Genomic DNA, 15,024 nt, shown 5'->3' with positions numbered 1-15,024 from the left:
CCTCCCTAACTGATTCCTTCATTGGATCCTGCGGATTGCTCAAAGGTTGAATGCGCTTTCGATGGCAGAAACGATGCAGCATCAAGGGCCCGGGTTCCCTCGTAAGTTAAGATTAGATGGATTACGGATGGGTGAACACCTGTGCTTTTGCCCATTTTTAGGGGGTGAATTTTCTTTTTTGCATTTGAGCGTATGTTTTAGGGGGCGCGCCGACGATTCGTTTGAATACTTGGCTGAAATGCTTTGGATCCTCATAGCCGACAAGTCTGCTGACATCCGTGATGCGGGCTCCCTCACTCAACAGCGTTTTGGCTGCTTCGATCCGGTGCCTGATCAAATAGTCTGAGAAGGTGTACCCCGTCTGGGTTTTAAACAGGCGTGACAAATAACCGAGGCTTACGTGATGTTCCGCGGCAAACTGCTGAAGTGAAAGATCATGCTCATAATTCGAATGGATATGATTCAACAAAATGGGAACGAGTTCTTTGGGTTTCTGATCTAGTGGTGTCTGCCCGCCGAACAGCCCGAATACTTTACGGGTGAGCCAGCCGGACAATTCGTCATACGTAGTGAATTCGTGAAGTATATGCATGTCCTCATGGAGCGCGGCGGTTCGGGTGTCCCGGTTAGAAGAAGCATGTAGGTTATATTTGAGCGAATAGAAAAGATCACTAATGAACAACGTCAGCTGCTTCAAAGTCAGTTGATGATGCTTTAATTCATGAACTATGCTCTGAATCGTATCTTTCCCCTTTTGAATTTCTCCCTGTGCGATAAAATTTTGGAGCAGCCTGGTACGATCCCATATTTCGCCGATTTCAGCCTCTACAGCGCATGTGTCTGGCGTTACGTATGTGGACATCCCGAACTTCCTCTGCTCCTCGATCATTTTGTTCAATCCCGTATTGCTGGAGTGCAGGGACTCCCCCTTCTTCTTGATGACGTAACCCATGTGCACTTGAATTCCGGAATGGATCAATTGTTGATAGAGCATTTGAAGGCAGGACGTACAATATGCAATAAGATGTTCATCCTCTAAGGCTGCAAGCAGGACCTTCCGCTTCGCGCCAACGTCGATGCAGTAGAAGTCTTGTTCCCGCAGCCGCTTGAGAAATACCGATCGTGCGCTGCCTAGCGCCGTATCCTTCCCGCCCTCTTCCGAAGCATGGCCATTGGTTTGCAGTAATGCTGCGAAATACAGGCTCCCGGTAACGGATGCCGTATACTCATTCTCCGGTGTCTCTGAAGACAAAAGCATCTGTGTGACGGCTGCATGCATACGTTCGGTTTTTCTTCTCGAATCGTTTGTAATATGAAGAAGCGTTTGGTCAATGGCCGCGTATAAAACCTCCTTGCGGACAGGCTTCAGCAAATAGTCGATGACTCCCATTTTCATCCCCTGCTGGGCATAGGTAAACTGGTCATGCACGCTCAGCACGATCGCTTTGAGGTCTGGGTGCACACCGATTAACGCTTTGATCAATTCCAGCCCGTCCATCCCCGGCATCGTGATGTCGGTCAATACCAGGTCGGGCGTGTTCTCATAGGCCGCGGCCAATGCTTCATCGCCGCTGCCAAATGCAAGAATGCGGTGCTCCGTTTCATAGATCCGGAACAGTTCGACGAGCTCCGCAAGCGCCCAATGCTCATCCTCCACCAGAAATATATTCATCCGAAGCCTCCTCCTTATTCCAGTTGTTGTGATCCATAAACGGTAAGGTGATCCGGACGGTCGTCCCTCCGCCCTGGCTGCTCTCCAGCTCCATCCCGTATTCAGCCCCATAGTACAACCGAATCCGTTCACGGATATTACTGAGTCCGATTCCATACGGCTGGTCCTGAATGCGGCTCGAATGTGCAGCATGCTGGAGTGCACTCCGCAGCCCTTCCAGCTGCTCTTTGTCCATGCCTTTGCCGTTATCGGACACCTCGATGACGAACGAGCTGCCGTTTTGCATCGCCCGAAGGTCAATCCTTCCGCCGGACTTCATGTTACCCAATCCATGGATGATCGCGTTTTCGATCAGAGGCTGTATCGTTAATTTCAATACCGATGCATGGAGCAGATGCTCAGGGACGGAAACGTGAAGCTCGAACCTGCTGCCGAACCGGTGATGCTGGATGTTCATGTAATTTTCGATATGGTTCAGTTCCTCTTGAAGGGGGACCGGGTGCTGCAAATTTTTCATGCTGTACTGGAACAGCTCTGCGAGCGATTCCGACATTTCGGCAACCTCCTCGATGCCCCGGACACGGCTGATCGACTTCATGATGTTCAGGGTGTTGTACAAAAAATGAGGATTGATCTGCGCCTGCAGCGCCGATAACTGGGCATTTTTCTCCGCCAATTTGGATTCGTATACTTCGCTGATCAAGCGGGAAATGCTGTCCAGCATGTTGTTGTAAATTCGGCTCAGCCTGCTGATTTCGTGATTTCCTGTAACGGCCATGTATTGGCTGAAATCGCCCTGCTCGACCCGCGTCATTTTCTTCATCAAGTTACGCAGCGGAATCGTGATCTGGTGAGATAAAAGATAAGACACGAGGGCGATCAGCACTGTGGCGAGCAGCCCGGCAAGAGCGAGAATATATTGCGACTTCTTTTGCTTGGACAGTAAAAAATCTTTCGGTGTAAGAATGACCGTATTCCATTTGGTATAATCCGAATGCTCGATCGTGTACAGGTATCGCTGCCCCATCCACGTCAATTCCCCCGAGTGAGGCGATTTCTGAAATGCGGACTTGCCCAGTCCCGAATGGGTGTTTCCGGTCAGTTCGTCCTTGTCGTCGTACACGATGTCTCCCTGGTCCGTCACGATGAGAACCCTCATGCTCCGTTCAAATTCGTTGGCATCGGACATGACGAGCATATCGTTAATCACGTTCACATTGATGTTGATCTTCATATACGCTAGGGTATCTCGATAAGGGATGCGGTTGATGTTCCGCACGAATGAGATGACCTTCTCCCGGCGGTCTCCTCCGGTATTTTCCTCGGATACAGGCAGTAAAATGAACTTGTTTGTCATGATTTCGGCTGTCCGGGGATACCAGATTTCATCTTCCAGATCAAAACTGACTTTAGGTCCGCTGGCTTTCGATACAAAATAAGCATTATGGTCCAAAGTAAACAGGTAAATGCTCTGCAATTGGGATCTCGACTGTAAATGCGTGAACAGCCGATTGTTGATCGTGAGTTCGATTTCGTTCTGCTCCACAGGATCGTCGGAATGGTAATGATCGATCAGGCTGTTCTGGATGATGGAATCCCCGATGATCGACACGGATAATTTTTCAATGTCCTGAACATACAGCTCGAACGTCCTGCTGAACTGCCTCGTAATCGTATCCGATAGTGCGAACGTTTGGCTTTTGATATCGCTTACATTTTTGTAGTCAAACATCAGGCAGGTCAACGTCACGATAAACAGGGATACCGCCGAGAATGCGATAAACATTTTTGTTTTCAGCAAATAGTCGTTCCACCGTTTGATAGGGCTCTCCTCCCTTTATCCATGCCCTGTACTTGTGGAAATCCTTGTGTAAATCCTTCGGTTTCCGATCGTTCTGATCAGATCACCACCTTCCTCCAACATACTTCCGGTTGTCTTTCTTTGGATGCATATGCGCCGGATGATTGTCCTGTATTCGCTAACCGCCGTCTGGAACCCTTGTCACGCAAAAAAAACGAATGCCAAGCGGCATCCGTCCTTTATGGAAGCTGTGTGAAAGGCAGCAAAAATGAACTGCATTCGCCTTTGATTGTAAAACGATGATCGTTATGATGCGCCTTTTTTATGGGTAAGGAATAGGCCCGGGATGCAGATTACCGCAAGGACAACGGCGGATACTAAAAATCCTGTATGATAACCCTTCAATCCGTTCGCTATCGTTGGCTGCATTCCTTGGAGGGCCGCTGCGACCACGGTTGCGATAACCGCTGAGCCAAAGCTTGAACCAAGGTTTTCAATCATATTGATCCCGACACCTGCTTGCGGAAGTTGCTTGCTGTCCAGTCCTGTATAAGCGTCACTCGTAAGCGGAAGCATAATGCCTCCAAAACTGGTACCCCGGATGAACAAGACGATGGAAATCCAGATCATGCTCGTATGATCGGTGATAAAGATCAGCGGAATGGAACCAATAAGCGAAACGACAAGGCTGACCAGAACTACGTATTTCGCGCCGATCTGATCAATCATTTTTCCGATCAGCGGCCGGGTAATGAGCATCCCGACGCCTTGGGGAATTAACGCAAGCGCTGCCTCAATGGCGGTAAAATGCCGGAAGTTTTGGAAGAACAACGGCAGGATGATCATCGGACCCATGACGGCAATATTCGCCAAAAACAAACCGATACTCGCAGCTGTAAAGCTCTTGTGTGTAAATAAATTCACTGGAAGCACGGTTTGATTTTTTCGGATCCGATTATAAGCGTAGTAAATGACGGCTAAGGCAAGACCCATGCCCACCCACAAGATGGTTTCCCGATTGTTAAAGGATGCATGGTCCGCTGCTTTCGTAATGCCGTATATCAGGGCCGCACTCATGAAGGACAAATCAATAATTCCAAAAACATCGAGTTTACTGTCTTTGTCAAACGGTTCAAAGTCGGGAATCTTTTTCATCATCAGGGGCGCAGCAATCAGAACGATAAACATGTTAATGAAGAATATCCAATGCCAAGACGCGCCTTGAACGATAAAGCCTCCGATGACTGGCCCTAGGATTGGTCCAAAAATCATAGGCGTGCTGACGATGGCCATTACTTTCCCCACATTTTCAGGACCAGCTGTTTGAACCAATAGGGTTGACATGAGCGTCGTTATAATCCCCGCGCTGAATCCTTGAAGCAGACGAAAAAAGATGAAGCTGGAAATATCCCAGCTTGCGCCTACTAACACAGAAACGACACCAAAAGCGATGACTGCTCCAATAAAAACTTTCTTCCCGTTACACTTATTCATCAACCAGCCGGATACTGGAACTGCGATTGCAAGTGCTAAAACATAACCTGTAATGGACCATTGAACGATATCTAATGTCGTGTTGAAGCCCTTAGTTAGCTGGTCGATGGCGATGTTCACCATCGTCGAGTCCAGCATAGGGGCAATGGCTCCGAGGGCAATCGCCCAGGCGGCAACAAGCATTTCTTTGGGTAATGCTGGTTCCTTGGCTTTAACTTTTGACATGTTCATCACCTCTCAGAAGGTTGTTGTTTGTTTCCTTGTCAACAATAACGCATCTTTGTTTCCCTGTCAACAAAATATACATAACAAAAAAGCAGCCATGCTCAATAGAGCCCGACTGCCTGCGGATTCTTTATTCATTATTCGAATTGGTCCATCTTAATGAATACTAATACCCTTTTTCATAATTTCTGTATCCAAATGCCTGCTGTATGCATGGATGAATCGAAGCATAGCGTCAAATTGCTCCTCAGTAACCTGCTCAAATACGGCTTGATCCCGCTCTTGAAACTCTTTGTGCAGTTCCTCATGGATGTTATAAATGACCTTCCCTTGCTCCGTAAGCCTAAAATAGATTTCTTTTTTGTTCTCCGGCTTCTGATAGCTTTCGATCAGACCTTTTTCCATAAGCTTTTTCGTTAGTTTACTTAGGGCACCTCTCGTCATATAAAGGGACTCCGCAAGTTTGGTTACGTTGGGATCCGCGTTTTTTCCAATGGCTTCGATGCAATGGACTTCAGAAGGCTTATACCCCTTAAGACTGTCTTCCATCTTGGATTTATTAAGCCAAGCCATCTTGTTAAATAAGTCCCTGAAATCCATCATGACCTGTTCTTGTTTATTCATGGACTGCCCTCCCGCCCGTTGGTGCATGACCCTATTATATGGAGGTTTTGTTTCTATTTCAACAATATCGGCGGCTATGCAAGCATTTGGCTAACTATTTGATCAGGGAGGCTCTCAATTGAACGCCATATTCCAAATACCCTTTTAAACAAGTTAACATATAGACCCATCCTTCTTTATTATCCACAAATTGACGTATCCAGTCCTGCTCGTTTTCGTTAAAGCCTTCTTCCGTCACCTCGACGATACTTTCGGAAATCCCTGATTCAGCAAGCGTAATGGTAACTTCGTGCCCTTCTCCGTCGGCGCCCCATTGAAACACGATTTTTTGGTTTTCTTTGATTTCCATGATCCTGATATCGCCCCGGGCATCGTATTCGTCGTATGTTAATGTAATCGTTTTGCCTTGTTCCCATCTTTCAGAGCTGGAAGTAAACCAAAAATTCCCTATTTTAACTGGATCAACGAAAGCTTGAAACACTTCACTGACCGGTTTGCCGATCTTCATTTTGGTAACGTTGTTCATGCGACCCATTTCCTTTCATTTTGGAGTTTGTCCACATCATGATAGCCTGATTTCTCATTTCATTCATGATACTCGGGATGTTGATGGCGCTCGCATCCGAACAAGTAACAGCCGTACCGCAAGGAAGTATCGTATTTCATGGGAGGAATATAGCCTCCCGTAATACGTTGGAGCAACCCCTCATACGCCTTCTGTTCCTCAGCCAGTTCCTGAATATACTCGGCCTTTTCATCCTCCGTCCAATCGTCGTCAAACGCCTCTTTGTCCGCGTCGCAGATGTCCTCAGCTTTTTGCTGAATGACTTCATTAAGGATTTCATGTGCGCGCCCTGCTTTATTGATTTTCAGTAAAGCGTACACAAAACGGCCGACCCAGTCGGGTGTCTTCCAGTATAACTTCCACCCTTTTTCAAACCATTCAACAGCCTGCTCAAAACAGCCCAATTCAACGTACAATTCCGCCATTTCAACCTGGCCGACAAATTCTTCGTCTTCTTCCGAAAAGGCGTCCAGTTTCCTTTTGGCTTCCTCCGCTCTCCCAAGCTCGATCAAGCATTTAATGTGGCTGTACATCGCATAATCAGAGGGCTGAGCACTACGCTGAAAATAGTCGGCAGCGCTCTGAATATCTCCCAAATGATACCTCGCGATCGCCAGGTTATTGTATGCTTCCTCCGAAGGCTGAATCGCCAAGGATCGGACCAGCATATCCGATGCTTCCTGCCATTTTTCCATGACGATATAAACCTCACCCAACAAATTATATGGAAAATAAGATGCCGGTTTTAAAGCAATGGCCTCATGGAGCAATGCCAGGGCTGCCTCGTGATCCTCCTCTTCATGTACATAGATCCACGCAAGATTGGTCAAGGACTGAACGCCCCGTGACTCTTCTACAGCTTGTTTGAAAAGCGCGAGCGCTTCGTCGTATTTGTTTTGTTCCAGGCACGCGATGGCCCTTTGATTCGTATTCAAACAGTAATTTCTCCTTTGAGCATAAGTATAGATATCTTGCAGCATATCAGTCGCTACACAAATGTTATGCGCTATGTCCCTCTGTGACAAGATAAAAAATGATTAGAGCCAAACAAGGAAAAAAGCTCCCGCAGCCGGAAGCTTTAATCGCAAAGTCCATCCGCTAGCGCGGATGACTCATCATTGTTCAGTTGAAACCACCGTTAACCCGAATGGTCTGTCCGGTTATCCACCGTGCTTTGTCACTGACCAGCAGCTCGACCGCATTCGCAATGTCCTCCACTTCTCCAAGTCGACCGAAGGCGTTCATACGGCGGTAGGAATCGATCAGTTCCTCGGATTTTCCGTTCAAGAACAGATCCGTTGCTACTTGTCCCGGGGCAATGGTGTTAATCGTGATTCCTTTAGGGCCGAATTCTTTGGCCAATTGACGGGTGATCTGCTCTACGGCACCCTTGGTTGCCGCGTAAATACTGTAACCTGGGAGCATGGCTCCTGCAATCGAAGTTGAAAAATTGATGATCGTCCCGCCTTGCGCCATATGCAAGTTCGCCTGCTGGCAAGCGAAGAACGTTCCTTTCACGTTAATATCAAAATGCTGGTCGTACATGTCTTCCGTCACTTCAGCGATCGGTACTACCCCCATGATCCCGGCATTGTTGACCAGAATGTCCAGGCGTCCAAACCGCTCCAGCGTCTCCGTGAAAAGCGCTTCGACTTCATTCAAACGCCCTACATTGGCGCGGATGGCAGCCGCTTCGCCGCCGGCCTGCTCAATCGCCTGTACCACCTCAAGCGCTTTTGCCTCATTGGAGGAGTAATTCACAACGACCTTCGCGCCGGCATCTGCCAATTGTAACGCAATTTGTCTCCCGATCCCTCTCGATGCTCCAGTAACGATGGCAACTTTTCCATTCAATCTCATATCCGTTTCTCTCCTTTAGAATGTATTGGCCGTGCCGTTTCTCCCGTGCCCGACCTTATGTACTCATTATAGGAAAAGGTGGTTGGGCATCGTTAGAACATACCTATTCAATTCTTGCCTATTTCTCTTCGAAGAAGGAATGGAGCTCAATGTATCTCATCATTTCGGATATGCCGTTCATTTGGTTTTTCAACTGCTCATTCAGCTTTTGCAGTGCCACTTTGAAAGAGCGTTCAATCGCAGCGAGATCAGATGTCTCTAAAGCGGCAAGCAGCTGCTTCATGTTTTCAATAAAATAGACGGTTTTCCTCAGACTGCTCAGTACGATGATCTTTTTTAATTCCCCGGACGTAAACACCCGATATCCGTTTTCCGGGTTCCGTTTGGAGCGAATGAGCCCCTCCTTTTCCCAATGGCGGATGGCCGAGGGATTTACACCGGCGATCGCGGCCACTTCTCCGATTTTCATTTCTTCCGTTACACGTATATTTCTGTACTTGGAAAAATCAGTTTTCTGGATCAAGCCCATGATTTCTTCCACGCGTTGTTTCTCTACCTGAATGTTGTATTGATGAAGATTGATTTTCCAGAGCGCCTGTTCAACATGCCCTTTTTTAAGCAAACTCATGACATCGTAACTGACCGGTATTTCGAATCCTTTGATTAAGGCACGTAAAGCAATGAATGCTTGTACATGCAGCGGTGTGTAATATCTCCGATTACTGGCCGTGCGAGGTACATCCGGCACCAGATCGAGTTCTTCATATCTCCGCAAGGTAGTGGTGCTGACATGAAGTCTCGTGGCCATCTGCTTCGGTGTATAGTTTTTGTCCATGGACGGTCCTTTCCTTAAAGTAAAACGTTAAACTCATGTAATCATATTATAAGAATTACGGGGCGAGCCTACAAGGAATGTTGGGATACATCCGCATCCTTGCAGCTCTCTTGCCGCTTATTTCAAACCATGCGACGAACGACCATATATTTTACCCCGATGTACGATATAATTAGGGATATGTCTATAAGAGGTGAACCTACATGAGCAAGATCGACTCAACACTGCCCAAGTACCAGTTAGTGAAGGATTATGTGCTTTTGCAAATAGAAAATAAAGAGCTTGGCACCCATGACCGCATTCCGAGCGAATCCGAGTTTTCCAAACTGCTTGACGTCAGCTCGATCACGGTGCGAAAAGCGCTGTCGGAGCTGGTCAATGAAGGAGTCATTTACCGTATTCGGGGAAAAGGGAGCTTTGTCGCCGATCCGGCCGTTTCTGTACATAAAACATCCAGTTACGTCACATTTATGATTTCCGGCAACGAAATGTATGACGCTTCGTATATGCAGATCATTAAAGGGATTCAGTCGTTCGTAAACCAGCAGGACTGCAGGCTGATCATTGAATTTGTGGAAAACGACGTGGAGCAGGAACGAGAGGTCATTCAAAAGCTGATCCAATCCGAGAACCGGGGACTGCTTATTTATTCCGCGCATCCGGAGTTGGCCAAGGGATATCTGAACGAGATTCGCCGACAGTCGATTCCCTTTGTTATGCTCGATCGTATTCCTGCAGGTTATCCCGTCAACTGCATTACGTGCAACAACCATGACGGCGCCTACGAAGCCGTGGAGTATTTGATTGCCCAGGGTCATCGAAAAATCGGATTTGCTGCTTATGATTTTCATTTGAGCACTGAGGTCGACAGGTTTAGCGGGTACCGGAATGCCCTGACACATGCCTCCCTTGCCCCGGCTGACGAACTGTTATACCTGGAGCGGGATTTGGACTATACGAAGCTATGCAGACAAATTCAGCAGGGCGAACTGACTGCACTCTTCTGCGTGAACGACCGGCGAGCGCTCGAGATGATCGGGCAGCTAACCCAACGGGGAATCAAAATTCCCGAGCAAGTATCCATCATGGGCTTCGACGACATCGAAAGCGCCAAATACGCCAAGGTATCACTGAGCACCGTGAAGCAGAATTTTGAGGAACTTGGCTACGAGGGGGCAAAGCTTCTGTTCGAGAACAGCAGCAGTGAAACGCCCAACAGTTACAAAAAGATCTTGCTGTCAACTCAGCTTGTCATACGCGAATCGGTCAAAAAGCTGTAGCCTTGCCGCGGCCGATTCCTAAAAAAACAACAACCCGAATGCGTTATAACAGGGTTGTTGTTTTTTGACTTTACGCTCTAGGATTCTATGGAAGATCGTTTGTCTGTATTTCCTCTTTGTCTACTCCAGTTGCTATAGCCATAGCGAATAGGTTTTTCCAGGTACGTCCATGATATCGCCGCGATGACCAGAACAGCAGTTATTTGCACGGCTGTTTGAAGGAATGACCGTTCCTCTCCTGTAAATGTAAGCAAGAGTATCGGGTAATGCCACAGATAAATTCCATAGGAACGAATACCCAACCAGCGAAGCGGCTTCCAGCTTAGGCAGCGCCCGATCCATGTGGAGGGCTGAACGGCCGCGGCGATGACCGCTGCTGTGGCTGTACTTTGCAGTACCATCCCGCCTTGGTACAAGAAGGGTTCATATTGGCTTGTCCCGCAGATCATCCAAATTAAAATAGCTAGTCCAACAAATCCCGTAAAATCCATTGCGATTGTCGGAAGTCCAGTTCTTCCTTTTCCCTCCTTGCCCGGATTACCAGCGGGCCGGCACAAAGCAAGTCCGGCTCCAATCAACAACGAGAACGCACGCGTGTCCGTTCCATAATACACCCTGCTCGTATCCAGCAGCCCCGGTACGTAGAGGAAGTACATGGCCAAGGCTGAAGCCAAAGCGCTTATAAGAATGAGCGCGAACAATATTTTGCGGTTGGTAACGAAGCGGAGTCCCAGCATGAGCATAACCGGCCAGACCAGATAAAACTGTTCTTCAACGGATAAAGACCAGAAATGCATGAGCGGCGAAGCTGTACTGAACCGCGAGAAGTACGCTGTGTCGTTAACGATAAACCACCAATTGGTTACATACAGCAAGGAAGCTGCAATATCGCCCCACAATTCAGCCAAACGCGAGGTTTGAAATAAGGCGAGCCAGACGATCACGATGAGCAGTACCGAGCACATGGCAGGAAGCAGCCTCCGGGCGCGCCGGAACCAAAAATCCCGCAGGTCGATCCGCCCGGTTCCTTCCCGCTGCCGGATGAGCAGATCCGTAATCAAATATCCGGAGAGCACGAAGAAGATGCCGACACCTAAAAAACCGCCTGGAAACCACCCCCAATTCAGATGGTAAGCAATGACTGCGCATACAGCCAGCGCTCTGATCCCATCCAGACCGGGGATATAGTGAGCTTGTCCCGGATTACTCATGACTCGGGTATGTTCAGATGGGCTTCCGCTTTTTGAAGAAACAGCGGATAAAACTCATCCTTGAAGTGAACGCCATCCTCGGTATGAAGATCCGTACCCGTCTGGAAAATGGATGACAAGTCGATATAGTCAACTTTTTCATTGGCGGCCATCTGTTTCAGCGAACGGTTGTAGTCCGGGATTTGTTTGTAGCGCGGTTCTTCTTTTAATACTTGGTCCGTCACTGGCGTAACCGATAGGACGTGGATGTTCACATTCGGTACGGCTTTACGAATCCCCTCGATCAGCTTGGCATAATGGTTCGTGGAATTGGCGATAGGATCGTCTACCGGCATGAGCAGGTCATTGGATCCAAGCATGATGAACACATGCGCCGGCTGCCTTGCGGCGATTTGATCCACGTCTTCAATGGCAAATTGAGCGGTTGCTCCCGCATTAGCGATGGTTTGACTTTTGTCCAACCATTTAGCGACCTTTTCCACAAACGAATCCCCGATGAACATACTGGAGGCAAACGCCGACCGCGCAGTATTTACTTCGGTGCTCGCTTGCTGGTCATTCACCGAACTTGGTGTATCCGTCGAAACCGTGCTGCCATTTACTCCCGGGCTGCAAGCCGATATGGAACAAGCCATCGCCCCGGCCAGCAGAATAAACCCCATTTTAGTCTTCATAATGAATGACCTCCTTGATTTCAGCTCTTTTATTTGTGTACGTAAGACAGCATAAAAGACCCATATCAAGATCAGGTAAAGATGAAATCAACAGGAGCTAAAGAATGTTCTTCCTATCTGGACAGAAAAAAACGCCCGTCCTGCATCATGCAGAACAAGGCGGTTTCTTGCGAGGAAATGATTAAGTTTCATCAAGCCTTGTGTAGGTAAAAGAAAAACAGGACGCCATCCTCCGTGTTCATGGCGCCATAACGGGCGCCGTGGAGCTCCAGAATATTTTTGCAAATGGCTAGCCCGAGTCCCGTTCCTCCATCCGAGCGCTTCCGTGCAGCATCTCCCCGGTAAAAGCGGTCCCAGATTTTATCCAGCTGGTCTTCAGGGATTCTGGCACCTTTGTTCTCTACGCTGACTTTAACAGCCTCTCCTTCTTCTCTGGCCGAAATATGGATCGACTGGTTTTCCGGTGAATACCGAATGGCATTCGTCAGAAAATTGGCAAGCACCTGCTCGATCCGTTGACGGTTGCCCCATACGCTCACTTGGTCGACTTGTTTCCTCAAATCCAAATGTTTGTTCTCCATATCCAGCGTCAGCAGCCCGCACGCATCATGAATGGCTTCATCAATATAAAATGGCTCCCCCTTCATTTGGTAGGTGCCGGATTCGAATTTAGCCAGCTCGAGCATATCCACCACCAGCAAATTCATGCGGTCCACTTCCTTCTCCAACGCTGCCATGTAGTAATCGTTCTTGTGCCGGGCTACGCCGTCCTTCACGGCGGAGAGGCAGCTTTTCATCACGCTGAGTGGGTTTTTTAGCTCATGGGACACGCTCGCGATGAATTCTTTGCGTGTGTTTTCCAGCTTCTTTTCTTTTTCGATGTCCTGTTTCAGCTGTTCAATACGGGAATGCAGGGCGTCAGACAGTGTGTTGATATTTTTGGCCAAATCGCCGATTTCGTCTCTGGACAAGACAGGAACCTTCTCGGAAAAATTCAGGTTGGCAATTTTTTCAGTAACCCGGTTGATCTGCAGTAAAGGACCGGCAATTTTCCTTGAGTAATAGTAGGACGCAAACAGAATCAGCAGAATGGCAAAACCGAGGACATAACCGTAATAAGCCTTGACCATATTCAGCGCATCGTCTACAGGCTGCAGGGATACCATAGCGAACAGATACCCCTCTCCGCCTACCGAATCCTTCACCCGCAGGACGACCCGCTTATAGGGAATATCATTCTGGTGATCGTCGGTAATCTGCAGGGATGGTTCGTCCGCTATACCAGGGTTCAACAGGAGATCGGCCTGAAAAGCCCGGGCCCGCTCCATAAAGAAAGATTGGGGAGCAAGATACGACAGAGATGTGTAACTATTCTGCGGTACATGAACGGCTTGGACGGTCCCGATGATCATGGTTACCGGTGAAGTTCCCGCAGTGCCGGAGGACTTCTCATGAAGATACTGGTTCACCTGCTCCTCAAGCTGCCGGTTTTCCCAAAAGGGCTGCCCTTTGACCCCTTCCAGCTGTGCCGGGGTTAATGCGCCTAACGTGCCGGGAGGGAAAATTCCGGTTTTTCCGATGATGTAAGGAATAAGCGAGGAATCCTTGACGATACCGTAAATGCTGATTCGCATTCCCGGTGCTAATTGGGGAGTTTCCCCGCCAAGTATCTCCTCCTGGTTGACTAGATGGTAGAGGGGGACCCTGATTTCTTTGTTCGAGAGCTCCGGGTGCTCTTGGGAAGAGTCCAGTTTGACGTCCATCGCAAAGTCGTTCGCTTGATGCACGTTCCCGTATCGATCGAGCGGGGTGATCCATACATGGTACTGGTCGTAGAACTTCTGCTCCAGCTGCAGTATGGCTTGTTCACTTCCCGGTGCTTGCACGTATTCATTGGCGAAATTCCGGATGGATTTAACCGTTTCATTTACCTTCTGGTTCGCGTAAAACTGTTTAAAAAATACCGTCTGTCCTATGACGACCGCGGCCAAAATCAGCATGCACAGCGCGGCCGTAAGCAAAAATAACTTAAAGACGATCCTCGTCCTCATGCCGGATCCTCGAATTTGTAGCCGATCCGAAGAATGGTTGTGATCAAACTTGACTTATCGCCAAGCTTGATGCGCAAATTGCGGATATGGGTATTCAAGGTCCGGTCGTCCCCCGCATCTTCATACCCCCATATTTTGGCGATAAATTGTTCCCTGGTGATGACCATTCCCGGGTTTTTCATCAGCAGGGCTAAAATTTCATATTCCGTAAACGTCAAGTGAAGTGTTCTGCCGTCAACGGAGGCGGATCTTGAAGTAAGATTCAGGCTAATGCCGCCAAGCGACAAGCTCTGATGGACCGCGTTGACCGGTAGCCGGCGACGGCTGTCGAGCAGCCGTTTCGCTCTAGCCATCAAAATAGGCGGGCTGTAAGGCTTGGTTACATAATCATCGGCACCCAGCTCAAATCCGAGCAGTGTATCCTCTTCATCCGACCGGGCCGTCAGCATGATGATCGGAACATTTGACGTTTTGCGGATCCGCCGGCATACCGACCATCCATCCAACTCAGGCAGCATGATATCCAGAATAATTAGCGCAGGATCGTTCGTTTGGAATAGATGCAGGGCTTCTTCCCCGTCAGCAGCCTCCAGCACTTCATACCCCTCATTCGTAAAATAATCTTTGGCAATTTCCCTTAAAATGGCTTCGTCTTCGGCGATTAATATCGTTTCTTGCATGGAATCTCTCCCGGCTTCGCATTTCTTAGTTCATAAAACCTTATTGTAAACG

The 15,024-nt window shown here is 48.3% G+C and carries 13 protein-coding genes; 1 reads left to right on the top strand and 12 read right to left on the bottom strand.

Translation table 11 applies throughout. From position 1 onward, the window contains the following. Positions 1 to 157 precede the first annotated feature (157 nt). The 8 genes from ABID47_RS31855 to ABID47_RS31820 all read right to left on the bottom strand — a co-directional run bounded on the left by ABID47_RS31855 (position 158) and on the right by ABID47_RS31820 (position 9,076). Positions 158 to 1,672, bottom strand: a complete 1,515-nt coding sequence (locus tag ABID47_RS31855) for a response regulator transcription factor (protein ID WP_354503058.1) — start codon at positions 1,670 to 1,672, stop codon at positions 158 to 160. After that, positions 1,647 to 3,473 (bottom strand): sensor histidine kinase, encoded by a 1,827-nt coding sequence (locus tag ABID47_RS31850; RefSeq protein WP_354503056.1) that lies wholly within the window; start codon positions 3,471 to 3,473, stop codon positions 1,647 to 1,649. Before ABID47_RS31850 ends, ABID47_RS31855 begins: the two co-directional genes overlap by 26 nt. 306 nt (positions 3,474 to 3,779) lie before the next feature. Beyond that, positions 3,780 to 5,192, bottom strand: coding sequence for a DHA2 family efflux MFS transporter permease subunit (locus tag ABID47_RS31845; protein ID WP_354503054.1), 1,413 nt, complete (start codon positions 5,190 to 5,192; stop codon positions 3,780 to 3,782). A 156-nt stretch (positions 5,193 to 5,348) separates the two neighbouring features. Next, positions 5,349 to 5,816, bottom strand: a complete 468-nt coding sequence (locus ABID47_RS31840; RefSeq protein ID WP_116230452.1) for a MarR family transcriptional regulator — start codon at positions 5,814 to 5,816, stop codon at positions 5,349 to 5,351. A 94-nt stretch (positions 5,817 to 5,910) separates the two neighbouring features. Next, positions 5,911 to 6,342, bottom strand: coding sequence for an SRPBCC family protein (locus ABID47_RS31835; RefSeq protein ID WP_354503052.1), 432 nt, complete (start codon positions 6,340 to 6,342; stop codon positions 5,911 to 5,913). Positions 6,343 to 6,401: 59 nt separating this feature from the next. Next, positions 6,402 to 7,316: a tetratricopeptide repeat protein gene (locus tag ABID47_RS31830; protein WP_354503050.1), complete on the bottom strand. Its 915-nt coding sequence runs from the start codon at positions 7,314 to 7,316 to the stop codon at positions 6,402 to 6,404. 187 nt (positions 7,317 to 7,503) lie between these two features. Then, positions 7,504 to 8,241, bottom strand: coding sequence for an SDR family oxidoreductase (locus ABID47_RS31825; protein WP_354503048.1), 738 nt, complete (start codon positions 8,239 to 8,241; stop codon positions 7,504 to 7,506). Between the two features lie 118 nt (positions 8,242 to 8,359). Beyond that, a complete protein-coding gene (locus ABID47_RS31820) occupies positions 8,360 to 9,076 on the bottom strand; it encodes a MerR family DNA-binding transcriptional regulator (protein WP_354503045.1) in 717 nt (238 codons plus the stop codon). Positions 9,077 to 9,279: 203 nt separating this feature from the next. Here ABID47_RS31820 and ABID47_RS31815 point away from each other — a divergent pair, with 203 nt between their 5' ends. After that, positions 9,280 to 10,356, top strand: a complete 1,077-nt coding sequence (locus tag ABID47_RS31815) for a GntR family transcriptional regulator (protein WP_354503044.1) — start codon at positions 9,280 to 9,282, stop codon at positions 10,354 to 10,356. A gap of 77 nt (positions 10,357 to 10,433) precedes the next feature. On the opposite strand, the gene ABID47_RS31810 is transcribed toward ABID47_RS31815, so the two are convergent. The 4 genes from ABID47_RS31810 to ABID47_RS31795 form a co-directional block, all read right to left on the bottom strand. Continuing rightward, positions 10,434 to 11,567 carry an acyltransferase family protein gene (locus tag ABID47_RS31810; RefSeq protein WP_354503042.1) on the bottom strand — a complete coding sequence of 378 codons (1,134 nt, stop codon included), beginning with the start codon at positions 11,565 to 11,567 and terminating at the stop codon, positions 10,434 to 10,436. After that, a complete protein-coding gene (locus ABID47_RS31805; RefSeq protein ID WP_354503040.1) occupies positions 11,564 to 12,241 on the bottom strand; it encodes a GDSL-type esterase/lipase family protein in 678 nt (225 codons plus the stop codon). The genes ABID47_RS31810 and ABID47_RS31805 overlap by 4 nt, the downstream gene beginning before the upstream one ends. Before the next feature lie 191 nt (positions 12,242 to 12,432). Next, positions 12,433 to 14,292 carry a sensor histidine kinase gene (locus ABID47_RS31800; RefSeq protein WP_354503037.1) on the bottom strand — a complete coding sequence of 620 codons (1,860 nt, stop codon included), beginning with the start codon at positions 14,290 to 14,292 and terminating at the stop codon, positions 12,433 to 12,435. After that, positions 14,289 to 14,972 (bottom strand): response regulator transcription factor, encoded by a 684-nt coding sequence (locus ABID47_RS31795; RefSeq protein ID WP_354503035.1) that lies wholly within the window; start codon positions 14,970 to 14,972, stop codon positions 14,289 to 14,291. The genes ABID47_RS31800 and ABID47_RS31795 overlap by 4 nt, the downstream gene beginning before the upstream one ends. Positions 14,973 to 15,024: the final 52 nt, after the last annotated feature.

Origin of the sequence: Paenibacillus favisporus, from assembly GCF_040545415.1 — a bacterium.
In the GTDB taxonomy this organism is placed as follows: domain Bacteria; phylum Bacillota; class Bacilli; order Paenibacillales; family Paenibacillaceae; genus Paenibacillus_AQ; species Paenibacillus_AQ favisporus.
Note: the sequence above shows the minus strand (reverse complement) of the source record. Positions and strands in the feature narration are given on the sequence as shown.

Bases quoted from the DNA above. Each gene is read 5' to 3' on its own strand.
- ABID47_RS31800 (WP_354503037.1), bottom strand. From the start codon at position 14,292: ATGAGGACGAGGATCGTCTTTAAGTTATTTTTGCTTACGGCCGCGCTG.
- ABID47_RS31825 (WP_354503048.1), bottom strand. From the start codon at position 8,241: ATGAGATTGAATGGAAAAGTTGCCATCGTTACTGGAGCATCGAGAGGG.
- ABID47_RS31840 (WP_116230452.1), bottom strand. From the start codon at position 5,816: ATGAATAAACAAGAACAGGTCATGATGGATTTCAGGGACTTATTTAAC.
- ABID47_RS31855 (WP_354503058.1), bottom strand. From the start codon at position 1,672: ATGAATATATTTCTGGTGGAGGATGAGCATTGGGCGCTTGCGGAGCTC.
- ABID47_RS31805 (WP_354503040.1), bottom strand. From the start codon at position 12,241: ATGAAGACTAAAATGGGGTTTATTCTGCTGGCCGGGGCGATGGCTTGT.
- ABID47_RS31795 (WP_354503035.1), bottom strand. From the start codon at position 14,972: ATGCAAGAAACGATATTAATCGCCGAAGACGAAGCCATTTTAAGGGAA.
- ABID47_RS31820 (WP_354503045.1), bottom strand. From the start codon at position 9,076: ATGGACAAAAACTATACACCGAAGCAGATGGCCACGAGACTTCATGTC.
- ABID47_RS31815 (WP_354503044.1), top strand. From the start codon at position 9,280: ATGAGCAAGATCGACTCAACACTGCCCAAGTACCAGTTAGTGAAGGAT.
- ABID47_RS31845 (WP_354503054.1), bottom strand. From the start codon at position 5,192: ATGTCAAAAGTTAAAGCCAAGGAACCAGCATTACCCAAAGAAATGCTT.
- ABID47_RS31835 (WP_354503052.1), bottom strand. From the start codon at position 6,342: ATGAACAACGTTACCAAAATGAAGATCGGCAAACCGGTCAGTGAAGTG.
- ABID47_RS31810 (WP_354503042.1), bottom strand. From the start codon at position 11,567: ATGAGTAATCCGGGACAAGCTCACTATATCCCCGGTCTGGATGGGATC.